The sequence below is a fragment of the Peribacillus sp. S4 genome, from assembly GCF_046715815.1.
In the GTDB taxonomy this organism is placed as follows: Bacteria; Bacillota; Bacilli; order Bacillales; family DSM-1321; genus Peribacillus; species Peribacillus frigoritolerans.
The window spans coordinates 1515481-1542068 of sequence record NZ_CP175708.1 but is presented as its reverse complement, the minus strand read 5'-3'; the positions used below and the strand labels follow the sequence as shown (position 1 = coordinate 1542068).

The window sequence follows — 26588 nt, the reverse complement described above, 5'->3', positions numbered from 1 at the left end:
CTCCGTGGTTTTATATGTCATCGAAGCTTACGTGAAAATTCAATATACGGGTACCAGCGTTTCCAAAAGGATTTGCAAAATCCCGTAACATAATAGACTTATCACGGTAACAAGCATGGTTCGTCTATTGGATTTTAAAATCATTTTACCAATGTAAATGGCTAGATAAGAAAAGACCAGAAACATGAATACTTTGAAAACGAATCGATCGTTAACAGACAGCCATTCAACTAATGTATACCCGCTCCAAACGATTAGTTGAAAGAGGATTACCAGATAATTTTTCAAGTGATCCACCCCATTTTAATATGAATATATCAGCCATGATCCTTTTATTGGCAAAAAATATTCTTTAACAAATCGCTCATCTTATTTTTTATCCTTTATGGCCTTTTTCAAACCCTTTCAAGGAAAAAAGTAAGAAGTCCTTTTTATAGCTTATGCCCTTTTTGTCCATTTCATTTAACTAGTGAGAAGAAATTCATGAATGGGGAGTCATCCTTCATTTTTTTAATCCGGCCAATAAAAAAAGCGTACTGCATTTAGCAGTACGCTTTTATAAATCTCAATTACTTAATGATGTGGATAGGAGTTCCAAGGGCAACTTCAGCTGCTTCCATTGTGATTTCCCCTAAAGTTGGATGTGCATGGATTGTCATCGCAATATCTTCGGCAGTCATTCCTGCTTCGATAGCCAAACCTAGTTCTGCAATCATATCAGAAGCGTTTGGTCCTGCAATTTGTGCTCCAATAACCAATCCGTCTTCTTTGCGAGTGATAAGCTTCACAAATCCGTCCGTATTATTTAATGAAAGAGCACGTCCATTTGCAGCGAATGGGAATTTAGAAGCAAGCGCTTCGATTCCAGCTTCCTTCGCTTCTTTTTCATTATAACCGACAGAAGCAAGTTCCGGTTCAGAGAATACAACAGCCGGAATAGCAAGATAGTCGATTTCAGATGAATGTCCAGCAATGGCTTCAGCTGCAATTTTACCTTCATAAGAAGCTTTATGAGCTAACTGAGGTCCAGAAACGATATCACCGATTGCGTAGATGTTTTTCACGCTAGTACGGCATTGTTTATCCGTTTCGATCAAACCGCGGTCAGTCATTTTGATTCCGACTTGTTCCAGGCCGATTTCAGCAGTGTTTGGACGACGTCCAACTGTTACTAAAACGTAATCGGCTTCAACTTTTTTCTCTTCGCCTTTTACTTCATAAGTAACGGTTACACCTGTATCAGTTTCTTCCACGCCTTTAGCATTTGCTTTAGTAACAATTTCAGCACCTTTGTTTTTAAGGTTACGCTTAACAAGTGCTGCCATTTGTTTTTCAAAGCCTGCAGAAAGGATTTCTTCGGTACCTTCAAGGATCGTCACTTTAGTGCCAAAGCTAGCGAATGCTCCGCCAAGCTCAGTTCCGATGTAACCTCCGCCGATTACCACGATCGAACTTGGAACTTCTTCCAAAGCAAGAGCGCCAGTTGAATTAAGTACGCGTTTCGTATATTTAAATGACGGAATCTCGATTGGCGATGAACCAGTAGCGATGATTGCGTTTTTAAAAGTATATGTTTGGGCAGAGTCTTCATTCATAACACGGATGCTGTTTTCATCAACGAAATAAGCTTCGCCAGTTACAACATCAACATTATTGCCTTTTAACAGGCTGCTTACACCGCCAGTTAATTTTTTTACAACAGTACCTTTCCAAGCTTGTACTTTAGAAAAATCAACAGTAACTTTTTCTGCAAAGATACCCATATCTTCTGAATGCTGAGCTTCATGGAAACGGTGTCCAGCCGAAATTAAAGCTTTCGATGGAATACAGCCTACATTCAAACAAACTCCGCCGATTGTTCCTTTTTCAACGACCGTTACTTTCTGTCCAAGCTGTGCTGCGCGAATTGCGGCAACATATCCCCCTGGGCCTGAACCGATTACTAAAGTATCTGTTTCGATTGGAAAATCTCCTACTACCATTGTTTACGCCTCCATTAACAATAATTCTGGGTCGTTCAATAACTTTTTGATATGATTCAATGCATGTTGAGCTGTTGCTCCATCAATCATGCGGTGATCAAAGCTCAGTGATAATGCCAGAACTGGAGCGGCGATAATTTCCCCGTCGCGTACAATTGCTTTTTCGGCAATGCGTCCAATCCCTAGAATGGCAACTTCTGGATGATTGATAACAGGTGTGAACCATTGACCGCCTGCGGAACCGATATTCGTAATGGAGCAAGAAGCACCTTTCATTTCGTTAGGAGCCAATTTGCCGTCACGGGCTTTCGTCGCTAATTCGTTAATTTCTTGTGAAATAGCGAAAGTTGATTTACGATCTGCATCTTTTACAACTGGAACGAGCAGTCCTTTGTCTGTGTCTGCCGCAATTCCGATATTGTAATAGTGTTTATGGATAATCTCACTAGCTTCATCATCAAATGATGTGTTAAGCATAGGGAATTCACGCAATGCACTTGTTAACGCTTTAACAACATAAGGTAGGAATGTAAGCTTGATTCCTTTTTGTGCAGCAATTTCCTTGAATTTCTTACGGTGAGCAACCAATAGCGTCACATCGACTTCATCCATTAATGTAACATGCGGAGCTGTCTGCTTGGACTTAACCATTGCTTTTGCGATCGCTTTTCTCATACCGCTCATTTTCTCACGAGTTTCAGGATATTGCCCTTCTGGAATTGAAACTTTTTGTTTTTCGGTTGTTTCCGTATCATTTTGTTGTGAAGCTTCACTTTGAGCTGCTGGTTGCTGTGGAGCGGTTTTGCCGTTTTTGAAAGCATCAATGTCTTCCTTCATGATGCGGCCGTTATCCCCAGAACCAGTGATCTCACGAATATTTACCCCTTGTTCGCGTGCATATTTCCTGACAGAAGGCATGGCGATAATACGGCGTGAAGGATCTGCCTCAACCTGTGGTTGTGCTCCCGCGCCCGTTACTCCGCTATTTTCTTGAACCGGAGCAGCCTCTTTCTTGACTTCCTGTCCAGCTTCAGCAGTTGCTTGAACCTGGGCCTCCGTATTCTTCTCGCCTTCTGCCTTCGCTTCTTCTCCATGATCCCCTTTAAACTGAAGATTTTCATAACCTGGAGCATCGAATGTTACAAGTACATCGCCAACAACGGCAACCGTTCCTTCTTGAACAAGGATTTCTTCAACGGTACCTTCCACCGGTGATGGGATTTCAACAACGGCCTTATCGTTTTGAACCTCGCAAAGCACGTCATCTTCTTGTATCTTATCTCCTGGCTTTACAAACCATTTCACTATTTCACCTTCGTGTATACCTTCTCCGATATCAGGGAGTCTAAATTGGAATGCCACTGAGTTCAACCTCCTATATTAAATCATACTTAGTGCTTTGAATAAAGTCCTTTATCTTGCATTACCGTTAATGCAAAATCACTTTCCCGAGCAGGACATTCATTCCATTACTTAAGATTGTTAAAACTTCAAGACTTTAGTCGCCGTTTCAATAATGTCTTTATAATTAGGGAGCCATACTGTTTCAGCTTGTGAAAACGGGAATACCGTATCAGCTGCCGCCACGCGCAGTACTGGAGCATCCAAGCTCAAAATGGCACGTTCGTTAATTTCCGCTACGACATTCGCTGCTATACCAGCTTGCTTTTGTGCTTCTTGAACAACGATAGCGCGTCCTGTTTTTTCTACAGAAGCAATGATTGTATCGATATCCAATGGTGATACAGTCCGTAAGTCGACCACTTCGACGGAATGGCCATCCTTAGCCAATTCTTCAGCTGCCTTGATGGATTCCTGCACCATCGCACCATAAGTAATAATGGATAAATCCGTTCCTTCTCTTTTCACATCCGCTTTTCCTAATGGAATTGTGTATTCTTCTTCAGGAACTTCCTGACGGAAAGAACGGTACAATTTCATGTGCTCAAGGAAAATGACAGGGTCATTATCACGAATCGCTGAAATCAATAAGCCTTTTGCATCGTAAGGGGTGGAAGGGATAACTACCTTTAACCCTGGTTGCTGGGCCATTAAACCTTCTAAGCTATCAGCATGCATTTCCGGAGTATGGACTCCGCCCCCAAAAGGTGAGCGAATTGTAACCGGTGCACTGTAACGTCCGCCTGAACGGTAGCGCATACGAGCAAGCTGACCGCTTACGGAATCCATTACTTCATATACAAACCCAAAGAATTGAATTTCAGGAACAGGACGGAAACCTTGTAAAGAAAGACCGACCGCTAATCCACCGATTCCAGATTCAGCAAGAGGTGTATCGAATACACGATCTTCACCGAATTCTTTTTGAAGATTTTCCGTTGCACGGAAAACTCCTCCATTAAGACCTACATCTTCCCCAAAAACGAGTACATTCTCGTCATTTTTAAGTTCTGTACGTAATGCTTCTGTAATTGCTTGAATCATCGTCAATTGAGCCATGGCTTACTTCGACTCCTTCTCTTTATAAATTTCATATTGTTCTTTTAAGTTATAAGGCATTTCTTCATACATGATTTCAATTAGGTCTGTAACCTTTTGTTTAGGTTCTGCATCAGCCAATTTGATTGCTTCTTTAATATCGTCTTTGGCTTTCTCTATCGTTTCGTTTTCTAATTCTTCATTCCAAAGTTTTTTGCTTTCCAAGAACTTGCGGAAACGAACCAATGGATCTTTCAGTTCCCACTCGTTATCCATTTCGGAAGTACGGTAACGTGTCGGGTCATCCCCAGCCATCGTATGTGGTCCATAACGGTAAGTTAATGTTTCAATCAATGTAGGGCCTTCACCATTGATTGCACGTTCACGAGCTTCTTTAACGGCTGTATAAACGGCCAACGCATCCATACCATCAACCTGGATTCCAGGAATACCTGCAGCCACACCCTTTTGGGCCAATGTTTTCGATGCTGACTGCAAATCAACTGGTGTAGAGATTGCGAAACGGTTATTTTGCACGATGAAGATAGCTGGCGCTTTAAAGGCACCTGCAAAGTTAATTCCCTCATAGAAGTCACCTTGTGAGGTTCCACCGTCACCCGTATATGTAATGGCAACAGCTTTTTTCCCGCGTTTCTTCAACCCAAGAGCAACTCCGGCAGCTTGGATATATTGAGCGCCGATAATGATTTGAGGAGAAATTACATTGACGTCTTCAGGAATTTGATTTCCCTTAAAATGACCCCGGGAGAATAAGAATGCTTGCCAAAGCGGCAGGCCATGCCAAACGATTTGCGGAACATCACGATAACCAGGCAAAATGAAATCTTCTTTTTCCAAAGCATACTGGGAAGCGATTTGAGAAGCTTCTTGACCGGCAGTCGGTGCATAGAAACCTAATCTGCCTTGACGGTTCAGTGATATGGAACGTTGATCCAAGATGCGTGTATAAACCATACGGCGCATTAATTCTTGCAATTGTTCATCACTTAAATCAGGCATAGCCGCTTCATTCACGACTTCTCCCTCTTCATTTAAAATTTGAAAAGTTTCAAATTGTTCTTCTACTTTCTTAAGCTGATCCTGAACATTAATTTTAGCTTGTTTAGTTTTTTGAGCCATTTGGCACCTCATCCTTTCATTAAAAAGGTTTGCTATTATTATTCTATAAAGCAAAAATAGTTTGCTTTTTAGTTTCTGCAACAATACATTCTTTTATTTTTCCCTTAAGACCAATCCTCAAACGTGGATATGCTTAATATGTCTCAATCTTATTCTGTACCATAAAAAAAATCAAGGAAAATGATACAAGAATTTTTATAGATTAAGTTTACAAGATGAATTAACATCAAGTCAATCACTTGGAGTTCCTAATAATTTTGATTTAATAGAATTTCCAATACTCATACTTCTTCTCTGTATTAGTTTTCAATTTACAACTGTACTATTAAATTTCCCTTATTTATCAATTTAAGGATGGCCAAGGATAACATTTCAATTCCCCAGCATATCCCATCGATTCCAAAACCGCTTTAACTAAAGGCATTTGAGCCTGTAAAATAATATACCGAAAAAATATTCAAACGCTTTCATCTAAGTCTGCTGTTAGATTTTTAATTATCGTTTTTTTTTAGTACAGGTATGAAAATTTAAATCAGGCTGGTTGCACAAAAAAAAGACCATTCTAAAATTTTTTTTTATTCCAAAAAGAACTGGATTGAAAAAAATAGGGGCTGTGAGTGAGGATCACAGCCCATCATTATTTATATTAATTTGTTGAATCCGCGATTTCTATGCCGGAACTATCATAAAAACTTTCTTTTTTTTGATTTGATTTTTCCGTTAATGCATTAAATTCCTCATTCGCTTTCAAAACTTTTGTATAAGAGGTATTTATTTTCTCGATTTGCACTTGTAATTCATCCATTTTCAAATCCTCTTTTTTGAAAAGCTCATATAATTCACGATCATAAGCGAGACTTTGTTGATAGGCTTCATATAAATCATCATAGGTGCTATAGCGCTCACTCATGATCTTTTTCATTTCAGTCGCTTCTTCTTTTATCTTTTCATCCTCTATTTTCCCGATTTGTTCATCTATTTGATTGAATTGTTCTTTTGAGGATTGCATACTGCTTTGTTCCTTTTCAATTATTTTTTCCCTTTCGTCGATATTCTTGGTTGCTTCATCTGAAAGCTCGACGATCTGTTCATAATCATCCAATCCAAGTTTAATGATTTTCTCATATTTTTCTTTTTCTTTTTTCTCCAAATCATTAAGCGGCTCTTGAGTCGCGGTGAAATCACTTTCCTTTTCTGCAGTTTTCTCCAGGATTTTGTGGATTCTTTCTTCCGGTGAACCATTAAAACAACCAGTCAAGGTCACTAAAGAAAGAAGTAAGATAACAAATGGACCAAAACGTTTCAACATAGACAACTCCTTCTGATAGTTCTTTGAAGATTCATGTTCCTCAATTCATTCTTAAGCCGCAGACATTTGTTACAATCATATTCCGAGCAGGTTTTTTTCATTACTGGGCGCTAGCCTACACCCTTTAAACCATACTGCATAGGCTGTAGGGACCGTTTCAAATTTGAATGGTCAGCATTTTAATAAATACAAAAACGGAGGTATGAAATTATGTATGGAGGTTTCAACCAAGAATGTTGTTATCCGGTTTCCGCTGCACCCAGCTATGGATATGGCGATGGTGGAGGCTGCGGCTTTGGAAGCGGCTTTGCCCTGATCATTGTCCTGTTCATTCTGTTAATCATCGTCGGCGCGTGCTTATGCTAACCAGGTAATTACTATTACCTTTACCCGAAAATGTTAACGATTTACCCTGATTCGCAAAAAATGATAATATTTTTTAAATAGACCAACATGCAAATAAAATAATGGCAGGGATAGGAAATCATCGACTTGATTCCATCCCCTCCATTTTTCTTTCATTAAACCATTCATTAACTTTCAGCCTCTTTTTTGTTAAAATAACCCTATACATATTATAAGAATTTTTATGGGGTGAAAGATTATGCTTACCATGGATGATTTTGTTAATGAAGACGATCCAATCTTAAGGCAAGTCGCGGTAGAGGTTCCGCTTCCGGCATCAAATGAAGATAAGCAACTTTTAGCCAGCTTGATGGAATATGTCCAAAACAGCCAGAAACCTGATATTGCTGCTCTATACGGGTTAAGGGCAGGAATTGGCTTGGCTGCACCACAGGTTAATGTTTCAAAAAGGATGATTGCGGTTCATTTAAAAGAAAAGGATGATCAACTTTATAGCTATGCACTTTTCAACCCTAAACTCGTTAGCCATTCAGTCGAAAAAGCATACTTGACATCCGGAGAAGGCTGTCTTTCCGTAAATCGTCCCGTTTCCGGCTATGTGCCACGTTATGCCCGAATAACGGTTGCGGGTACGGACCTGGAAGGGAAATCGGTTCAACTCCGCCTGAAAGGCATCGCAGCCATTTGCTTTCAACATGAAATCGACCACCTTAATGGTATCATGTTTTATGATCATATCAATCCGGAAGACCCCTATGCCATTCCGGAAAATTCAATTGCGGTGGAAAGGTAACGTAATAGGCAAAACCCCCGTCTGTTGGTTGACGGGGGTTTTATTTTTTATATCAGTTCAAGTTCCTTCAAACCAAAAAGTATGCCATCATCATCGACATCCTTCGTTACAAAGTCGGCCTCTTGCTTCACAAGCTGACCGGCATTCCCCATAGCCACGCCATATCCCGCTACTTTTAACATCTCTATATCGTTTAAGCCATCTCCAAAGGCGTAAACATCCTCAAGAGCAAACCCGACTTTTTCCATTAATATTTTAATGCCTTCAGCCTTTGAACCCCCGAATGGAAGTACATCCGTCGAATACTCATGCCATCTAATGAAGTGAAAATCATCATATTTCCCAACAAAGTTCCCTTCTTCAGCTTCCGAACAGAATAATAAGGCTTGGTATATATCATGGTCCTCATAAAAATCCGCCACATGTTCAGGGTGGGGAAACTTAAGGCTGCTCAATGCTTCTTCAATTCTGCTATGATGCGGAACACTCGATTTCATTGTCTCCTCATTCATGAACACGATCGGTATTTCATTTTTTTCAGCATGTTCGTGAAGGCGTTTTATCTCAGATTTGCTCAAAGGGTTTTTATAAACGACTTTCCCTTCAAAAACAACGTATTGTCCATTGAAACTTACGAATGTATCGATGCCAAGCTCTTCCCTTAAAGACTCGAACATGAACGGAGCCCTTCCTGTGGCAATCGCTACAAAAACCCCGCTATCCTGCAGTTGCTTAATGGCTTCTTTTGTTGAAGCAGGTAACTTTTTTTCATGATCAAGCAATGTTCCGTCAATATCAAAAAATACGATTTTCACTTGCGATTCACTTCCAATTCATTCATTTTTTCCTTTTTAATATGTAACCATTTAATAATTGTCATCAAGATAAGTCAAGTAACTCTACCGGACCCAACTCAAAGTTACGTTTTTTATTCAGGAATGGGCATATACTATTCTTAATTGAAACCAACTCAGGCTTTCCAGATTACACTTCTCCCATCCTTCTGCCTCTCAAACCAGTTGCTTGTTTGAAAGAGCCTTTTTTTTCAAAAATGGGCCATGTACCTGTAAAGACGTATTTACATTATTGAATAATCCTATACAATAATAATTAAGGGAGCGTGATCGCCATGTTAAAAAAGCTTCGTAAAAAGCTTGTTAAACAGTGGAATGATCTTTTAAGAAAAAAATCTATCGCATGATTTGCCACTCATTCCTGCCTTGGCCGTCATCCATATGCGAATTTTTTTCGGACAGCCCTTCAAAAACTTGCGGAGGGCTTCTTCCTTGTTGTAAAGTTCTTGTTAGGCATTCTTTCTATCTTGGCTTTTATATGGTCTGGTGAATACATATTTCAATCAAAATATGAGTCGCTGTGTTTTCATGAAACGCTGCACACAGTGGTACTGTATTAATTTAGAAAGAAATCGTTTAAAAAAAGATCCCATGATTTAAGTTTTACACATGGCAAAAACGGATAGGATATAAGATAGAGGAAGCTACAATTGGATTGATACCAGATTCGGCCATCTATTTTTTTATATACTTTTAGACATTGGTATATTTAATTCATCAAACCCCTTCCGTTTTTATGGCGGAGCTGGGTTTATTTTTACATGATGTTGAAAAACATGAAAAAATTGTTGTTTTTATATATAATGAAAAAAGCAATGCAAACTAGTGAGGAGAGATTAAAATGGTTTTTAAGGTATACTATCAAGTAACCATATCAGAGGTTCCCATCAGGGAGAATACTAAAACAATGTTTGTCGAAGGTGAATCCGTTCGTGACGTTCGTTTAAAATTAAAAAAAGAACCTTATAACGTAGAAATCGTACTACCCGTAACCGGAGCATATTTAGAATATGAAAAACAAAATGAAGATTACAAAGTATTGGAGCTATAATTTATGAAATTCGTAAAAAACGATCAAACAGCTGTATTCGCCCTGGGCGGTTTAGGCGAAATCGGTAAGAACACATATGCTGTTCAGTTTCAAGATGAAATCATCATCATTGATGCTGGAATTAAATTTCCTGAAGATGAACTCCTCGGTATTGACTATGTGATTCCAGATTACAGCTATTTAGAGAAAAATGTAGATAAAATCAAAGGTGTCTTCATTACCCATGGTCATGAAGATCACATTGGCGGGATTCCTTATTTACTTAGAAAAGTGAATGTCCCTGTATACGGCGGGAAGCTTGCACTTGGACTGCTTCGTAATAAATTGGAAGAACACGGCCTTTTACGTCAGACAACCATGATTGAAATCAGTGAAGATGAAGTGATCAAGTTCCGGAAAACGTCCGTCTCTTTCTTCCGTACAACTCACAGTATCCCTGACTCATATGGAATCGTCGTAAAAACCCCACCTGGACAAATTGTCCATACTGGTGATTTTAAATTCGACTTCACCCCAGTGGGTGAGCCTGCAAACCTGACCAAGATGGCTGAAATCGGTAAAGAAGGTGTATTGTGCTTACTCTCAGATAGCACAAATAGTGAAGTGCAGAACTTTACTATGTCCGAAAGCCGTGTCGGTGATACCATTCAAGATATTTTCCGCAAGGTTGACGGCCGGATTATTTTTGCAACGTTTGCATCGAACATCCATCGCCTTCAGCAAGTTGTGGAAGCAGCCGTGGCCAACGGCCGTAAAATAGCCGTTTTTGGCCGAAGCATGGATTCAGCCATATCAATCGGACAAGATCTTGGTTATATCGTAGCGCCTAAAGATACATTTATTGATGTACAGCAATTGAATCGTATGCCTGCGAATAAAGTAACCATCCTTTGTACAGGCAGCCAAGGTGAACCAATGGCAGCACTGTCGCGCATAGCGAACGGCACTCACCGTCAAATTCAAATCATCCCTGGTGATACGGTAGTATTTTCATCTTCACCCATCCCAGGTAACACAATCAGTGTTTCCAGAACGATCAATCAATTATATCGTGCAGGAGCAGACGTCATTTCAGGTCCTCTTAATGACATTCATACTTCAGGACATGGCGGACAGCAGGAACAAAAGCTTATGCTCCGTTTGATAAAACCAAAATTCTTCATGCCAATCCACGGTGAATACCGTATGCAAAAACTGCATGCCCGCCATGCAGTCGATTGCGGCGTTCCCGAAGAAAATTGTTTTATCATGGATAATGGCGAAGTTCTTTCCTTAAGTGAGAACACAGCTCAAATCGCTGGTAAAATCCCTTCAGGTTCGGTTTATATCGATGGAAGCGGCATTGGGGATATCGGTAATATCGTTCTCCGTGATCGTCGGATTCTTTCCGAGGAAGGCCTTGTCGTTGTTGTGGTCAGCATCAATATGAAGGAATTCAAAATTGCATCCGGTCCTGACATCATCTCACGCGGATTTGTTTATATGAGAGAATCAGGAGACCTTATCAGCGATGCTCAATCCTTGATCACAAAGCATTTAAATAAGGTGATGGATCGCAAAACTACTCAATGGTCTGAAATCAAAAATGAAATTACAGACACTCTATCTCCATTCCTATATGAAAAAACGAAACGCCGTCCGATGATCCTGCCGATCATCATGGAAGTGCAATAAATAATAGAAGCCCAGCCATCATTTGGCTGGGCTTTTTTTGTTTAGGTTTGTAAATCCCCCCACCTTGAATTCCACTCCAGGCACTCACTTTCCCCGGCGCCTTAGAAGCCTGTGGGGCTCCCTTACACGTCTCCCGCAGGATCTCGAATACCCGCTCCAATCAATTTTCTTTTAAAAGTTAGATAGAACTCCTTTTGTCAACAGTCTTTCTTGTTTTAAAAATGGAAAGCTTCCGAAAGTAAACTGATAAGAAGCCTATTTTGTTGATTCCACACTGTCGAAGTGCCGGAAATACGAGTTTATCATGTACGCAAAAATAAAAAGGGAATTGAAAAATTGTCGATGAAGCTATTCCCTATAACTCCTTAAGATCCAATTAAAAACCAAAAAGGTTTCGGAATGAGGCCATTCCGAAACCTTTTTGGTTTTCCTTTGATAAAAGCGCTGCTCGATTTTAGCAGGACGCTTACTTATTCCACAATTTTTTTTTCAAAGCGATTGATGTCCGAATCCGCGCCGATGACGATTAATATATCACCTTTATGTATTAAATCGCTCGCCTGTGGGGAAACATTAATTTCGTTCCCTCTTTTGATTGCGACTATATTCAGTCCATAGTGGGCACGGATATCAAGGTCAATTATCGAGTTTCCATTCATCTTTTGGCTTGCAACAATTTCGACGATGGAGTGTTCATCAGAAAGCTCCAAATAATCGAGAATATTATTGGAGACGATATTATGGGCAATCCTTCTCCCCATATCCCGTTCGGGGTGCACGACATAGTCGGCCCCGATTTTACGAAGAACCTTCTCGTGATAATCATTTTGCGCTTTAACCGTAACATTTCCGACACCCAATTCCTTAAGCATGAGAGTCGTCAATATACTGGCTTGAATATTCTCGCCAATCGCTACAATGACGTGATCAAAATTTCTAATCCCTATATTCCTTAGTACATTTTCATCTGTCGTATCCCCTACTACGGCATGTGAAGCTATTCTGGCAAATTCATTCACTCGATCTTCGTCGGCATCGATAGCCAGAACCCCTAATCCTTCTTCAGCTAATGTCTTGACTATGCTGCCGCCAAAACGGCCAAGTCCAATCACCGCAAATTCTTTTTTCACAATAAGCCCTCCAACGTCATTCGTTCTTTCTTTAGAGCATGTTCTGCACTGAAAATCATTTTTATGCTTTGCTTCCTTTAAACGTTATATAATCCGTTAAGTGATCGATCGCGAGTTCAATGGCTTTTTCGTCCGGGCTTAACTTGGCGTGATGCAATCCGTATTCCGATGAAACCCCCAGCCAGAACATGAATCCTGGAATCTCCTTTAACATATAACCAAAATCTTCGCCAGTCATTGCTTCAGTACATTCATGCAAATGAACAGCAGTTGACTTCTCTGTGAAATCCATGAATTCCCGGGTCAACCGCTCTTCATTATATACCTGATGATACATCGCGCCATAGTCGATTTCAGCCAAGCACTCATATCCTACTTGTATACCATCCACAAGCGCTTTTATCCTAGACTTGACCTTTACCATCGATTCGGGGTTAAGAGTGCGTATTGTGCCCTCTAACCGCGCTGTCTCCGCAATAATGTTTTGAACGGTGCCTCCAGTGATCTTCCCAACTGTAATGACAGCTGAATCTAGCGGATTGACATTCCTGGATACGATTGTTTGAAGCTGCCCTACAAGCGAGCAGGCCGCAATGACCATATCATTTGTTTCGTGCGGGTAGGCTGCATGCCCTCCCTTCCCCCTCAAATCGATGAATAATTCAGATGTATTGGCAAATAGAAGCCCTTCTTTAACGGCAATCGTCCCAACTGGATACTCCGGAGCAATATGTAAAGCAAGGATCATATCAGGCTTCCATTTTTTCATCGTTTCCGATTTAAGCATTGGTTCAGCTCCGCCAGGACCCTCTTCTGCAGGCTGGAAGATGAATAGCAAGTCATCATCGATCGGATTTTCCGTGAAATATGTCAATAATCCCAAACCTATGCTCATATGAAAATCATGACCGCAGGCATGCATATATTCCTCGTGGTTGGATGCAAACGGCAATCCGGTTTCCTCTTTTATCGGCAAACCGTCTATATCAGCCCTGTAGCCTATGGTTTTTCGCGGGTTCATTCCCTTCACTTTCACGAATATCCCAGTTCGCCATGTTTCTATTTCCATTCGCTCCTGGGCCAGATTCGTTATGTAATTCAGTAGGTATTGCTGCGTCTTAAATTCTTTGAACCCTATCTCCGGTATTTGATGCAGATCACGCCGGATCTTGGCAAAAGGGTTTATTTTCACATTATTCCCTCCCTATACAGAAAGCGTGGATATAGTTATCCACGCTTCAGGCAATATTCACTAAAGAAATTAAAGTTGACGAAGTTCTTGCATGATTTCTGTTTTTGATTTTGTTTTTTCGTCAATTTGTTTAATGACCCTCGCCGGGATACCAGCAGCCACGGAGTATGGAGGAACGTCTTTCGTTACGACGGCACCAGCAGCGACAACGGAACCTTCTCCGATTTTGACACCTTCCAGTACGACCGCATTGGCTCCGATCAATACATCATCTTCCAAAATGACCGGCTGTGCGGAAGGCGGCTCGATGACACCTGCTAAAACGGCACCAGCACCTACGTGACAGTTTTTGCCCACTGTTGCACGTCCGCCCAGTATTGCGTTCATGTCGATCATTGTACCTTCACCGATGACAGATCCAATATTGATTGATGCACCCATCATGATGACTGCGTTATCTCCAATGGAAACTTGGTCACGGATTATTGCGCCTGGCTCGATACGGGCTTTGATGCCTTTTAGATCCAATAAAGGAATGGCAGAGTTACGACGATCATTTTCAACTACATAATCCTCGATTTTTGTTCCTGCTGCCTTGATCGCTTCTTCGATTTCAGACCACTCACCGAATACAACCCCTGTATTTCCTGTTATGAAAGTTTTAGAAGCTGGACCAAAATCCAGGCCTTCTAAATCGCCTTTGACATATACCTTTACAGGTGTGGATTTTTTACTATTCGAGATAAAAGAAATAATTTCGTTTGCATCCATTTTATTCATTCCGGGTAAACCTCCTAAATATGTATCATTACTCGTTTTAAATTTACCAGACAACTGCCGGCAAGACAAGTTGAATGTCACTCATATATATTATTCTGCCCTATTGACATTTTCGTCGGCGGACCTATAACATTCCTTGGTCGCGAATATGCTCTTTAACCACTTCCGTGAATGCCTGGACTTGCTTTAACTGGAAGGCAGATTCATAGCCGCAAAGCCATGTATCACGTTCGATTGAGTGGTTATGCCCATCCAGTAGAGGGATTTTAAATACATTCGTATCTTTATCATGTAAAGTGATGGCTGGCAGGATCGCATATCCAATACCATTAAACACCATTTGTTTGCATGTTTCGATTTGATCAACGACTATGGTGTTTTTTGGTGTCGTTTGAAATTGCCGATGCCACCAATCTTGAATTTCCTGATAATAATTCGAATCGCTCTTAAACTGAATGAATGGACGGTCCGTTTCGAACACTTGATTCAGTTCCTTCATTTCAGTATCCACCAAATACAGCATATCCGTGAATAAATGCTGTTTTACGCCTTTCCAATCCGGTGCTCCCCTTATGATGCCAATATGCACTTGCCCTTCATACAAAGACTTTAAAATCTCACTGCTCCAGCCAGTGATCAAGGAAATTTTTGCATACGGATATTTTCGGACGAACTTTTTCAATACTTGCGGCAGCCAATTTTGACCGACAATCGAGGCACAGGCTATTTTCAAAGTGCCATATACTTCATGGTCCATGGCTTGAATACTTTCCCTGACCTTCTCTTCTTTTTCTATAACCTCATTGGCCAAACGAATTACCGCTTCACCTGCAGGCGTCAGTGACAGCCCTTTTTGTGAACGCAGAAACAGTTTCGAGCCCCAATCCTTTTCTATTGATTGTAAACGCTGGGATAAAGCCGGCTGGGAAACGAACAACCGCTCAGCTGCTTTTCTCATATTCATTTCCTGAGCAAGCACTGATAATAAATGAAATTCTGAAAATGACATACACACCAACCTCTTGATAATTAAATCTTATCATGATGATTTAATTTATTTAAATTTTATTATCAACAAAGTCCGCTTATAATACAAGAGAAAAGGAACGGAGTGAATATCCTTTGACGATCATTTATTGCTTGCCATCAGTTTTGCAGCATCCTTTGTCGGGACATTGGCCCGGAGCGGCGGTCTCAACGGCATGCCGTCCCTTCTTTTGATAGGCCCACCCATTCACCAGGTTATTGGATCAGTCAAATTCCCCAATGTTTTCTTCTTTTTCTAGCTTTTATATTTTACTCAAGAAAAAGCAGCTAAAATTGAAGGATGCCCTCCAGTTAATCCCATTTGCCCTTTTTGGTGGCTTATACGGCGGTCTGCTTGCTAATTCATTCTCCGGGAAGGCAATGAATTTGTTAGCCATCTGCCTTTTGACTGTCGCTTTGATCATGAATTTCATCAAAAAACCGCAACCTTCCGATGAATCGGATTGGCATCTCCCAAAAAAAGTTTATCCATCCTATTCGGAATCAGTGTCTATGACGGAATGTTCGGACCGGGACAGGCGACCATGCTCATGTATACCTTTTTAAGAAATGGCGCCACCTACCTTCAATCCCTGGCCTTTACTAGATTCCAAACTTTCATTAGCTGTAGAGCTGCATTCATTACCTATTCATGGCCGGTAAATTGGATTGCCATTTATTACACGTTCGGTTCCCTGATCGGATTACGGCTGGCCTTGCGTGTGGCTCAAAAAATCTCCACTGGACAGTTGAGATTCATTTTACATTCGGTCACGATCGCATTATCGATTCAATTGGTCATCAGAGTTGCATTTCCTTAAAACAAAGGCAAACTACATTAACGAGTCTGCCTTTTTCCTATGCCTTCTTATTCTTCCTTATTCTTTCTTAGTCTCGTTAGAAACAGAAAGCTGATTACAGAGAAGACTAGAACAATGAGATAAATCGTCTGTAAAGACAATGTAAGTCCTTCCTGTAAAACATTTACCACATTTTCAGGAAGCGACGTGCGTTCTTCACTGTTCAACAATTTATTTGCCGTATCTATCGTCACTCCCGATCCGGCCGGCACATGCTCGTTCAGATAAGCGTGAAGTCTCATATTCATGATTCCTCCAAGTAATGCAGCACCTACAGTATTACCTAAATTACGCATGAACATATTGGAAGCTGTCGCAATACCCCTTCGTTCCCAGCTGACGGTTTTTTGAATGACGACAATGAATGAAGTAGAAGTCAAGCCCATGCCTACACCGACAAAGAAGGAACCCATGGCGGCAATAATGGGCCCAGCTTCCGGCTTCATCCATACTAGGATCAGACTCCCAAGGATCAATGAGCACCCTCCAAGAAGGGAGGTTGATTTAAATCCTATTTTCAACAATAACTTGCCTGACACCATAGATGCGATCGGCCAGCCAATTGACATGGCTGTCAATGTAAAACCAGCTACCGTAGGCGAGCGCTCCATCACGCCCTGAACGAATGTGGGGAGGAAACTTGATAATCCAATCATCATCACCCCTGTCGTCAAGGATACTAGGTTCGCAATCAGAATGGAACGCTCCTGCCAGATTTCAAATGGCATCATCGGTTCGGCTGCTTTCTTTTCCTGAAGAATGAATAGGATAAAGGTGATGATGGCCACTAATGCCAAGGATATGACCGGAGCTGAAGTCCATGACCATTTCACTCCTCCTTCTACGAGCAGCACCATAAGAGTGGATATGGACAAAGTTAATAGCGTTGCACCTAGGTAATCGATATCACGTTTTTTCTTTTCGATATTTTCATGAAGGAATAACCAAATTCCAATAAAAGATAGTACGCCCAAAGGAATATTGACCCAAAAGACAAGTTTCCAAGTCAGGGATTCAACGAGCAAGCCGCCCAATACTGGTCCCATTACCGCAGAAATCCCCCAAACGCTCGAAAGATACCCTTGAACGCGTGCCCTCTCTTCATTTTTATAGATATCACCAATAATTGTCGAGGCTACAGGCGCTACAGCTCCCGCCCCAAAACCTTGTACAAAGCGATAAATGATGAGTTCCGTCATTGAATTGGAAAAGCCGCAAAGAAGAGAGCCGATTAAAAAGACAACGATTCCAAATAATAAGACGGGTTTTCTCCCGAGTATGTCCGATAGCTTTCCGTAGATTAAAACTGTTACGGCGTTCATTAACAAATAGCCTGAAAACACCCAGCTGTATAGTGAAAAACCACCTAAATCACTTACAATGGCCGGCATTGCCGTCGAAACGATCGTTCCTTCAATAGCATTCATAAACATCGCTAACATGATGGCAGCCAATATGAAGGGACGTTTCAATTTTTTATTCTGCACGTTTGCACTATCCATTGCATGGCCCAATTTTTGCATCCTCTCCTAATAGATCCTACCTGTTAATAGACTTCACCACTAACTGGATCAAATATGTAAAAAACAAGAAAACTCGCCAACTGGCGAGTCTTGGGGTTAACCGTCATTTTATGCCTTGCTTATTTATCAGGTGTATTTTGTTTAAATACTTTTTTCAAGATTGCCCTTCTTGTTAAGATGCCTTCAAATACATGTTCGTCATTCTCCACACAGACAAACGGATGATCAATCAACAATTCCACACCCTTGGTCAATGTATCTTCAATATGCAGGCGAGGTATTTCTATATTCATTATTTCGGAAACTTTTTTATGCTCAAGATTATCAAATTCAATTCGTTCCAGTCCCAAGATTGAATCGAGAATGACTGGTGTGCTAATTAAACCATGCAGTTTATACATCGGATCTAACACAGGAATGGCCGTATAACCGCTCTTTGTTAATACCAATAGTGCATGTTCTAAGTTATTGGTTACCTGCACGTGGGCCACGCGTTCAGAAGAAATCATTAAATCTTTAACGCTGGATTCCAATAAATCCCCATCATGAGTACCGATCATGTTAAAACCCCTTACCATATGTTTTTATAAACAGCTCTTTCTATAGTTTAACATATGTAAGCAGAAAAGGCTCATTCCTAGACCAATAAAATCCCAATTGGCGGGATTCGTGAGAGACCCTTAGCCCTTACTAGTTTTGATGTTAACCTGTTTAAAACCGCATTCCGGGCATTGATAAATCACATTTTGGTTGGATTGTGCCGTTAATACATTTTCCATTTCCCTTTCCTCACCGCATTCCGGGCATATTACCATCGGATTTTTCATTTACATCCCTCCAACTAATAAGATGTCGTAAAAATCACTACTTCATTCAGTAAAAATTGACCGGTTTTTCACAATAAAAAAGCCGCTTCCAATGGAAGGCGGCTTTTTGTGTGTTTTTAAGATTGAAGAAGATCAAAGATTTCAATGGTAATCATATCAATATTATCAAATTGATATTTTGATGATTTCCCTTTATCACTGTATACTTCAAGCTCGAACATTTCTGTTTTGCTGAAATATGTAACCTGGCACTTTTTCACACCATCTATTTCAAAAAAACGTTGAGCAGATTCAGATTCCTTCGCTTGCTCTTGAAGACTTTTCAATCTGGTAAGGATGCCCTGTAATTGAGACATACTCCCTCTCCTTTCTGAATAAAACCTTTTCGATAGGTTTCACTATACCATACTTTTCTATCCAGTAGCCACGCGGAAATAAATTCAGAATAATTTAAAACTTCATTCTTTACATGGCACTATTAACAGAATAAAATAAGGAATGGATTTTGTACATGAAAAATTTTCTGGGGGTAGATTCTGTTGCAAAACATTAGTGAGCTTGGTTTTCGAATTTCATTGATTGATGGTTTTGATTTGGATAGAAGAAATCGTACAGGAACATATGTAATTGCCGATGAGGACATCACCTTAGTCGAAACTTCCGCCAGCCCTTCCATCCCCCACTTAATGAAGGGGCTCGAACATTTGGGAATCGCCCTCGAAGATATTACATATATCATTCTTACCCATATTCATTTGGACCATGCAGGTGGAGCTGGACTTTTTTTACAGCATTGTCCGAATGCCAAAGTGATCGTCCACCCAAAAGGCGCAAGGCATCTAGAAGATCCAACGCGTTTGATCGCTGGGGCTAAAGCAGTCTATGGTGAAGAATTCAACAAGCTTTTCGATCCGATATTACCTATACCTTTTGAAAGAATGCTGATTAAACAAGATAGGGAATCCCTAAAAACAAGTGATACTTCCACGTTGACCTTTTATGATACGCCAGGACACGCGAACCATCATTTAAGCATATACGATTCGGTTTCAAAAGGGATGTTTTCAGGTGACACCGTAGGCATCTATTATCGTGAACTCGATGAAGAAGGTTTGGAATTTTACTTACCGTCCACATCGCCAAACCAATTTAATCCCGACGCGATGCTTGCTGCAGCGGAATTGTATGAAAGCATTGGCGTCGAACGTATATATTTTGGCCATTACGGCGTATCGGAAAACCCTAAGGAAGTATATAAACAACTTCATTACTGGCTGCCTAAATTTGTGGAGACTGCCAAATCGGCATATAGGGAATATGCTAGCTTCGAGGATCAAGTGGCAGCAACCAGTAAAAATATTTTCACGGAAGTCGCTGTTCATTTAGGCGAAAAAGGAATCACTGCTGATCATCCAGTTTTTGAAATCATTGCCATGGACTTGAACGTTTGTTCCATGGGATTGATAGACTATCTTGTAAAACAGGAGAAAGATCGGTAAAACGATCCTTGAGGTTTATCCCTATTCAAATGTCTTGGCATTCTCTATAATGAAAAAGTACCTTACTAAAGCATATATGGAGGAATGAAATGAAAGACGTTACACTCTATACCCAACCTGATTGCCCTCCCTGCAAAATCATGAAAATGTTCTTTGATGATAATAATATAGTATACAAAGAAAAAGATATTAAAGCAGATGGGCATGCACGTAAAGAACTAACCAATAAATATGGGGCTTATTCCACACCAACGGTCGTCATCGATGGGAAAGCCATTATTGGTTTTGAATTGGACGAAATAAAAAAGGAATTGAATATATAATAAAAAGTCTAGAGAAGGCTGTGGCCTTCTCTAGACTTTTTCATTTCAGCTTCCTTTAAAATCCCCCATTCTATTTTCTGCTTTCATACTTTACATCCTTTACCTTCCAAGCGCCATTTTCCTTTTTCAAAGTAACTGCTTCTACATGTTTTTCCATCGTTACAGGTCCGTCCCCATTGTCCTGGAATTCTTCCTGAACATAAATGACATCACCTTTTTTCCCATATACAATTTCCGTATTCTTATCGTAACTGAAGAAAGGGATATAATACGGAGCGAAATCTGAACCAAATGCGGTATAACCGCCATCGACTTTCACTACATTCGCGTGGACGAACTTCTCGATGAAATCACCAGTGAAATGTTTTTCCAACTTCCCTTCAATCGCTTCCTTAGAACGTACTTCCTCACTGATCGAAACCTGATTCTCCATGGCATCATGTATTAAAGATAGTACTTCCTCTCTATGTAAGCCCTCCGCTGAAGCAGTGACCCCCCCACTTAAAAATAAAAGGACGCTGGCAAGACATGCAACTAAATATTTACTCATTACAATCATCTCCTCGTTATAGAATTTCTCCTAATGATTCGGATTTTTTGCCTATGTCTTTCAATACCCGTCCAGATCAAAGCCAAACTACAAAATCACATTCTCCGTTAGACCTTGAAACCATCGCCCATTTTTCACAATAAAAAAGAAGATTTCATGATATTGAAATCTTCTTCTTACAACTATCGAAAAGCATAGTAAAAAATAAAACCGGCAACCAAAATCGTCCCAATAAAAAGAGAAACGAATATCGGGTTCTTTAAATAAGGATGTTCCTTAACTGAATCATCGATAGTCGAATCATAACCGGCTTTCACTTTCTGTGCCCTTGCTACAGAATAAGTATAAAAGAGCAGATATAACGCCATGACTGTAACGATAATGATTAGAATCCAGATGTACGTGCTCAAAATATGTCTCCTCCAAGCGCATCATTTCTGCTTATCGTTACACATTTAAAGCGATTATATTCATGAATCGTTTTTTATAATAGTGCTTCATTTTCATATAAATAACTATAAGAAAGATCACAGAAAATATATTCCTTATTATTCAGTGGATAGGAAAAGGTCCGAATGGTTTCCCCGGTTTCAATATCACTGTATAAATCGGATAACCTTCCTTTTTTCTCGTTACGCATCTTTACAATATTTTCGAGGAAATAAGGTCTCCAGCTCCAATTTTTATTCATATAACTCGGTTGGACCATCCATTGTCCGTCCTTATGGAGGATATTGGGGGATTTTTGATACCCCGCTTCATCACATATATATAGACGAAAACATATTGAATCCAATTTTTTCGCCAAAACTCCGAGAAACTCTTCATGTGAGCCGGCCCGCTTGTGCTGTTTTAAGAAGTTATGCATATTCTCGTTGAATTGCAAAGTCTTTTGATAAACGGCTTCAAGCTTCTTGGTCTCTAAAGAAATGAAGGACTGGCATTCTTGATGGAATTTTTCACGAAGTAAATCTTTATTAATGAATTCGCCTTCCGGTTTCGCCAAGAAATACCCTTGATAATATCGTCCCCCATTCTTCCATGCAAAGCGAAGCTGGTATTCGGACTCAATGTTCTCAAATAGTAAGTTGGCGCCGATTTTACGTGCTAGCATGCTTAAAGAAAACAGGATGACCTGATAGGCATCCCCACCTGAGATGCGAAGCTGGTCCAGGTTAACTTTTAAAATATTCGGAGAAATCTGTGCGATTCGGTCCAGTTGCGTATCTTGTCCTAAATGATCTAAAGCTATCTTAATCCCATATGTTTTAAAGTAAGCAAGCACATGCTGCAGAGGATCTATGTTTTCCGGACTGATCGTGTCTGATAATTCCAAAACGATCCGGTGCATTTCCTCCGGTTGAAAATGACGGTGTAAAATCTCCATGAATTCTTCGCCATGATCCAGCATAAGCAAATTAGGATCTCTGTTGATAAAGATAAGAAAATCTTCACCATAGTCCTTTATTCTCTCCAAGGCAATTTCAAGTACGTAATTATCCACTTCCACCCTATACTCTTCCGGCACTGCAGAATCGTGAAAAAATGGGCCAAGGCTTTTATATTCAGATTGTTCCTCATAGCGCCCTAGAATTTCATACCCGATTACCTGATGTTGATCTGCACTGAAAATCGGTTGAAAGAATGGTGTCACCCTGTCTAAATTCTTTAATATCTTTTCTGTATCCATGATGCATCTTCCCCCTAATTACGAAAACACCAATATGCCAAAATTATACCATTAGTTTCTTGCATTGATAATAAATAATTTTAATTCCTACTGCATAACTCTTTTTTCAATACACTAAAATTCCCCATTCATCCTATCGTTTTGAAAAGAAATACATTGAAAAGGCATTGTCCGGAACAATGCCTACCATTTTTTATGGTTTGTAAATGAACGCTGATTTCCTCTCCAGGCACTCGCTTTCCGCAGGCGGTCCGGGAGCCTCCTCGGCGTCTTTGCGCCTGCGGGGTCTCCCCTGGCCTCGCTTTTCACGCAGGAGTCTCGAACACCCGCTCCAATCAACTTTCTTTAACTTTTAGATAGAACCCTTTGCCTAAAGTCTTCATGGTTTTAAATAGAATTAATAAAACTAGATATGACAGGATGCATATCTGTGTCATCATCAAGATATAAAACCTATATATGCTAACGTAAAGAAACGATTGAGCTTGTATCCGCAGATGCAAAAGAAAAGCATGGTATGCATGGAATACTTTAAGGGGACTTAAAAAATTGTCGATTGCTGCGATGCTTACTTTCGCTGCGATTAATTTAAAGAAACTGAAGGCATTGTCCATAAATGGAACAATGCCTTCAGTCTGATCAAAAAGGGAAGAACCATGGTATCGTGATCACCATGATAACGCCAATGAAAATCTGTATGGATATCCCGATCATGATAAAATCTTTATGCTTGTAATCACCTGCCGTCATGACAAGCGCGTTGGTAGTGGCAACCCTTGGAGTGGATAACGCCAAACTGCCAGCAACGGCAAGGCATAGAAATACAGGAAGTGGATCGATTCCTTGATTAACCGCAGATGTCAGGGCGATGGGCGTCATGATAACCGTCGCGGCTCCATACGGGATGAATTGGCTCAGGATCAGTGTCAGGAGGTAAAAGACCGCTAATATGCCGTGTGCTCCGATATTACTGAATAAAACGGCAAGCCAATCACTTATCATTCTCACTCCACCCGTATTATCCAATGCAGCCGTAATTCCGAACATGGCAGCTATCAATAGCACAGGTTCCCAGTTAATCTTTTGGTAAGCATCCTCCATCGAACGAACACAGCCAGTAACCACCATCAACAATGCAGCCGTCAATACCGACAGTACAGCAGGGACGGATTCCATCGATAAAAGAATGACCATCAAAGCAGTGATTCCCAAGGCAATCCACGCTTTGCCCTTGGAATTCACCGGTGAGCCATCTTCTGATGTACTCCCAATAACGATGACATCCTGCAAATCCGAGGAAATCCTTTCAATGTTCTCCCATTCTCCATGTATCAGGATTGCATCCCCCGGTTTCAGGCGTTCCGTTCCGACATCCGCTTGAATATATTCGCCATTCCGATTGATTGCCAGTACATTACATTGGTATTTCTCACGAAAATGGACATCTATCAAAGTTTGATTTTCATAATCCGAGTTCGGGACGATCAATATTTCCGTCAATCCAAATCTACTGCTAAGAAAATGTTTCTTTATTTGTTCGGTATTGAAATGTTTAAATTCCAGTTCATAGTTAAGTGCCAATCTCTCAACTGCCTCTTCTTCTCCAAACACCAAAATGATATCTTCAGGGTGAAGAACCTCATCCGCCCTGGCTGAAATCGTCTGCTGCCTTTGCAACAGCGGCAGTTGCTTATCCTTTGGCTTCCGCTGGATTTCAATTAAAGTCAATTCATACTGAATAGGAAGCTGGAGGTCCGACAGCCTTTCCCCAACAATATCGGAAGTAGCGGGTATATGCAGATAATGCAATCGGTCATATACTTTGTACATGCCGGCAAGCTCCCCTGCCGACAGTCCCTTTACACTATTGTTCGCTGCAATGGTCTTCTCGGGAAGCAACAGGCGTCCGAGTGTCAACATGAAGAATAACCCTGCTGCAAAGGCGACTAAGCCCACAGGTGTAAAGTCAAAAAATGATAAATTCCCTATTCCATTTTGCCGTAATACATCAGCGACGATCATATTGGAGGGAGTACCCGTAAGTGTTAATAGCCCTCCAATACTGCTTGCATAGGCAAGGGGCAATAAATACCTTGTCGGACTTGTTTTTTGTTGTAAGGCCATGCTCATGACGAGCGGCAGCAGTATGGAAACAATTCCGGTTCCGCTTAAAAAAGCACTTAATATTCCTGCTGTCAGCATGACGATAAGCAGCGATTTCCATTCACTGCCCCCACATAAACCCAACAACTTGTTTCCTGCCTTTTCCACGATTCCTGTATTTAACAGGCCGGCACCGACTATGAATAGCCCAGCCAGCATGATGACCACTTGATTCGCAAAACCGGCCACTAGTTCATCCAATGAAAGAATCCCCAGTAACCCAAGAATGGATAGCGCACTAAGTGCAATTAAATCTGCTCGAAATTTTCCTTGTATAAAAAGCGCAATCGCGCATAGAAGTATAATCAGTGTAATAAACATTGGTTCGGTCATCATGTTACCTCCGTATAGATGTTCAATTTCAAACCGGATACGGTTTCATCAAACCCCAGTTTACATGTTTTTCATAAGCTTATAGAAGATATTTTCTTCAATTTATGTATATTGTTTGTTAGTATGAGGAAGTAACATTTTTATATTAGATAGGTTGATTAATTTGAATAAACCCATTTCCAGAAGAACATTCTTAAAGAAAAGTCTTGGTACTTTGGCTACCTTAACCGGTTTAGGTATTGGCGGAAACTTTTATGCCCATAATTTGGAGCCGAAATGGTTGGAAACCAAGCATAAAATCATCAGCAATCCGCTTATCCCAAAAGGTTTTCATGGCATGAAAATGGTCCAATTCAGCGATACGCATTTAGGCTTTCAATTTCAGCTTAAGGATTTACAAGCAATTGTCAATAAGATAAACGAACTGGACCCTGATGTTATTTTATTTACTGGAGATTTAATGGACCAGCCTAATAAATACAAGGCTCACCAAAAAATCCCTCTCGTTTTGAATCAGCTCAAAGCGCCGCTTGGAAAATTCAGCATCTACGGTAACCATGATCATGGGGGATATGGCTCAGAAATTTACAGCGATATCATGGAAAAATCCCATTTTACCATGTTGCAAAATACCTCAGCTAAGATAACCTTATTAACGGCTGAAGAAATAATCATTGCCGGTGTTGATGATGCCATGCTAGGAAAGCCGGATTTTGAAAAAGCCCTTTTCGGCATCCCGAAAGAAGTGTTCACCATCATGCTTTCACATGCCCCTGACCTTGCCGACATATCAAGGACTTACGACATCCAGTATCAAATAAGCGGTCACAGTCATGGAGGTCAAGTGCAAATCCCCTTTGCCGGTGCCCTGGTAACTCCCCCATACGCTGAAAAGTACCGGGAAGGCACATATGAAATCGATTCATTAACGTTACATGTTAATCGAGGCCTTGGCACTACCCGTCTCCCCTATCGTTTTCTTTCACGTCCGGAGTTAACTGTTTACGAATTCCAAGCCGAAAAATGATAGAAAAAGAACACAGGGGAAAACCGCCACACTTATTAACAAAACCTGTGCGGATAA

Annotated in this window: 28 protein-coding genes and 1 pseudogene; 10 read left to right on the top strand and 19 right to left on the bottom strand. The window is 40.6% G+C overall.

Annotation, left to right across the window (positions count from 1 at the left end; all coding sequences use genetic code 11):
* Positions 1-39 precede the first annotated feature (39 nt).
* From ACJ9PY_RS07460 to ACJ9PY_RS07435, 6 genes are all read right to left on the bottom strand, one after another.
* On the bottom strand, positions 40-297 hold the full coding sequence (locus tag ACJ9PY_RS07460; protein ID WP_306804763.1) for a hypothetical protein: 258 nt from the start codon (positions 295-297) through the stop codon (positions 40-42).
* A 272-nt stretch (positions 298-569) separates the two neighbouring features.
* A complete protein-coding gene (gene lpdA, locus ACJ9PY_RS07455; RefSeq protein WP_057279024.1) occupies positions 570-1982 on the bottom strand; it encodes a dihydrolipoyl dehydrogenase in 1413 nt (470 codons plus the stop codon).
* 3 nt (positions 1983-1985) lie between these two features.
* Complete coding sequence (locus ACJ9PY_RS07450) at positions 1986-3344, bottom strand: dihydrolipoamide acetyltransferase family protein (RefSeq protein WP_034314061.1); 1359 nt, start codon at positions 3342-3344, stop codon at positions 1986-1988.
* A 120-nt stretch (positions 3345-3464) separates the two neighbouring features.
* Entirely contained in the window at positions 3465-4442 is a 978-nt protein-coding gene (locus tag ACJ9PY_RS07445; protein WP_034314063.1) for an alpha-ketoacid dehydrogenase subunit beta, read from the bottom strand.
* Between the two features lie 3 nt (positions 4443-4445).
* Entirely contained in the window at positions 4446-5561 is a 1116-nt protein-coding gene (gene pdhA, locus ACJ9PY_RS07440; RefSeq protein ID WP_034314064.1) for a pyruvate dehydrogenase (acetyl-transferring) E1 component subunit alpha, read from the bottom strand.
* A gap of 646 nt (positions 5562-6207) precedes the next feature.
* Complete coding sequence (locus ACJ9PY_RS07435; RefSeq protein WP_411739730.1) at positions 6208-6870, bottom strand: YkyA family protein; 663 nt, start codon at positions 6868-6870, stop codon at positions 6208-6210.
* 210 nt (positions 6871-7080) lie between these two features.
* On the opposite strand from ACJ9PY_RS07435, the gene ACJ9PY_RS07430 reads away from it, so the two are divergent.
* A complete protein-coding gene (locus ACJ9PY_RS07430) occupies positions 7081-7236 on the top strand; it encodes a YjcZ family sporulation protein (protein ID WP_063576945.1) in 156 nt (51 codons plus the stop codon).
* 238 nt (positions 7237-7474) lie between these two features.
* A complete protein-coding gene (gene def / locus ACJ9PY_RS07425) occupies positions 7475-8029 on the top strand; it encodes a peptide deformylase (protein WP_053534293.1) in 555 nt (184 codons plus the stop codon).
* 47 nt (positions 8030-8076) lie between these two features.
* On the opposite strand, the gene ACJ9PY_RS07420 is transcribed toward def, so the two are convergent.
* Positions 8077-8844, bottom strand: a complete 768-nt coding sequence (locus tag ACJ9PY_RS07420) for a Cof-type HAD-IIB family hydrolase (RefSeq protein ID WP_411739729.1) — start codon at positions 8842-8844, stop codon at positions 8077-8079.
* A gap of 880 nt (positions 8845-9724) precedes the next feature.
* Between ACJ9PY_RS07420 and ACJ9PY_RS07415 the strand changes: the two genes are divergently transcribed.
* Positions 9725-9934, top strand: coding sequence for a DNA-dependent RNA polymerase subunit epsilon (locus ACJ9PY_RS07415; protein ID WP_034314070.1), 210 nt, complete (start codon positions 9725-9727; stop codon positions 9932-9934).
* A 3-nt stretch (positions 9935-9937) separates the two neighbouring features.
* The gene (rnjA, locus tag ACJ9PY_RS07410) at positions 9938-11608 is read left to right on the top strand and encodes a ribonuclease J1 (protein ID WP_034314071.1); all 1671 of its coding nucleotides are present in this window, start codon (positions 9938-9940) and stop codon (positions 11606-11608) included.
* Positions 11609-12078: 470 nt separating this feature from the next.
* Here the strand turns inward: rnjA and ACJ9PY_RS07405 are convergent, their stop codons facing one another.
* From ACJ9PY_RS07405 to ACJ9PY_RS07390, 4 genes are all read right to left on the bottom strand, one after another.
* Positions 12079-12738 (bottom strand): potassium channel family protein, encoded by a 660-nt coding sequence (locus ACJ9PY_RS07405; RefSeq protein ID WP_057279020.1) that lies wholly within the window; start codon positions 12736-12738, stop codon positions 12079-12081.
* A 61-nt stretch (positions 12739-12799) separates the two neighbouring features.
* Complete coding sequence (locus tag ACJ9PY_RS07400; protein WP_187050814.1) at positions 12800-13924, bottom strand: N-acetyldiaminopimelate deacetylase; 1125 nt, start codon at positions 13922-13924, stop codon at positions 12800-12802.
* Positions 13925-13999: 75 nt separating this feature from the next.
* On the bottom strand, positions 14000-14710 hold the full coding sequence (dapD, locus tag ACJ9PY_RS07395) for a 2,3,4,5-tetrahydropyridine-2,6-dicarboxylate N-acetyltransferase (RefSeq protein ID WP_034314078.1): 711 nt from the start codon (positions 14708-14710) through the stop codon (positions 14000-14002).
* 124 nt (positions 14711-14834) lie between these two features.
* On the bottom strand, positions 14835-15719 hold the full coding sequence (locus tag ACJ9PY_RS07390; protein WP_034314080.1) for a LysR family transcriptional regulator: 885 nt from the start codon (positions 15717-15719) through the stop codon (positions 14835-14837).
* A 257-nt stretch (positions 15720-15976) separates the two neighbouring features.
* On the opposite strand from ACJ9PY_RS07390, the gene ACJ9PY_RS07385 reads away from it, so the two are divergent.
* Positions 15977-16303, top strand: coding sequence for a TSUP family transporter (locus ACJ9PY_RS07385; protein ID WP_411740249.1), 327 nt, complete (start codon positions 15977-15979; stop codon positions 16301-16303).
* Positions 16201-16557, top strand: a complete 357-nt coding sequence (locus ACJ9PY_RS07380; protein ID WP_411739728.1) for a TSUP family transporter — start codon at positions 16201-16203, stop codon at positions 16555-16557. The genes ACJ9PY_RS07385 and ACJ9PY_RS07380 overlap by 103 nt, the downstream gene beginning before the upstream one ends.
* A 47-nt stretch (positions 16558-16604) precedes the next feature.
* On the opposite strand, the gene ACJ9PY_RS07375 is transcribed toward ACJ9PY_RS07380, so the two are convergent.
* The 4 genes from ACJ9PY_RS07375 to ACJ9PY_RS07360 form a co-directional block, all read right to left on the bottom strand.
* Positions 16605-18119 (bottom strand): MDR family MFS transporter, encoded by a 1515-nt coding sequence (locus tag ACJ9PY_RS07375; protein WP_411739727.1) that lies wholly within the window; start codon positions 18117-18119, stop codon positions 16605-16607.
* 119 nt (positions 18120-18238) lie between these two features.
* A complete protein-coding gene (gene cbpB / locus ACJ9PY_RS07370; protein ID WP_034314084.1) occupies positions 18239-18679 on the bottom strand; it encodes a cyclic-di-AMP-binding protein CbpB in 441 nt (146 codons plus the stop codon).
* 120 nt (positions 18680-18799) lie between these two features.
* A complete protein-coding gene (locus tag ACJ9PY_RS07365) occupies positions 18800-18946 on the bottom strand; it encodes a hypothetical protein (protein WP_094246583.1) in 147 nt (48 codons plus the stop codon).
* Positions 18947-19062: 116 nt separating this feature from the next.
* Positions 19063-19302, bottom strand: coding sequence for a YkuJ family protein (locus ACJ9PY_RS07360; protein WP_034314086.1), 240 nt, complete (start codon positions 19300-19302; stop codon positions 19063-19065).
* 183 nt (positions 19303-19485) lie between these two features.
* Here ACJ9PY_RS07360 and ACJ9PY_RS07355 point away from each other — a divergent pair, with 183 nt between their 5' ends.
* Complete coding sequence (locus ACJ9PY_RS07355; RefSeq protein WP_095679443.1) at positions 19486-20445, top strand: MBL fold metallo-hydrolase; 960 nt, start codon at positions 19486-19488, stop codon at positions 20443-20445.
* Positions 20446-20534: 89 nt separating this feature from the next.
* On the top strand, positions 20535-20768 hold the full coding sequence (locus ACJ9PY_RS07350) for a glutaredoxin family protein (protein ID WP_034314090.1): 234 nt from the start codon (positions 20535-20537) through the stop codon (positions 20766-20768).
* 70 nt (positions 20769-20838) lie between these two features.
* On the opposite strand, the gene ACJ9PY_RS07345 is transcribed toward ACJ9PY_RS07350, so the two are convergent.
* The 3 genes from ACJ9PY_RS07345 to ACJ9PY_RS07335 all read right to left on the bottom strand — a co-directional run bounded on the left by ACJ9PY_RS07345 (position 20839) and on the right by ACJ9PY_RS07335 (position 23008).
* Positions 20839-21318 carry a DUF3993 domain-containing protein gene (locus ACJ9PY_RS07345; protein WP_411739726.1) on the bottom strand — a complete coding sequence of 160 codons (480 nt, stop codon included), beginning with the start codon at positions 21316-21318 and terminating at the stop codon, positions 20839-20841.
* Between the two features lie 182 nt (positions 21319-21500).
* Positions 21501-21728 (bottom strand): hypothetical protein, encoded by a 228-nt coding sequence (locus tag ACJ9PY_RS07340; RefSeq protein WP_057279016.1) that lies wholly within the window; start codon positions 21726-21728, stop codon positions 21501-21503.
* A 74-nt stretch (positions 21729-21802) separates the two neighbouring features.
* Positions 21803-23008 (bottom strand): EAL domain-containing protein, encoded by a 1206-nt coding sequence (locus tag ACJ9PY_RS07335; protein WP_057279015.1) that lies wholly within the window; start codon positions 23006-23008, stop codon positions 21803-21805.
* Positions 23009-23474: 466 nt separating this feature from the next.
* Here ACJ9PY_RS07335 and ACJ9PY_RS07330 point away from each other — a divergent pair.
* A pseudogene (locus tag ACJ9PY_RS07330) lies at positions 23475-23647 on the top strand (transposase); the annotation flags it as partial.
* Here the strand turns inward: ACJ9PY_RS07330 and ACJ9PY_RS07325 are convergent.
* The gene (locus ACJ9PY_RS07325; RefSeq protein WP_057279014.1) at positions 23648-25507 is read right to left on the bottom strand and encodes an SLC13 family permease; all 1860 of its coding nucleotides are present in this window, start codon (positions 25505-25507) and stop codon (positions 23648-23650) included. It abuts the pseudogene before it with no gap.
* Between the two features lie 160 nt (positions 25508-25667).
* Between ACJ9PY_RS07325 and ACJ9PY_RS07320 the strand changes: the two genes are divergently transcribed.
* Positions 25668-26531, top strand: coding sequence for a metallophosphoesterase (locus tag ACJ9PY_RS07320; protein ID WP_057279013.1), 864 nt, complete (start codon positions 25668-25670; stop codon positions 26529-26531).
* Positions 26532-26588 lie beyond the last annotated feature (57 nt).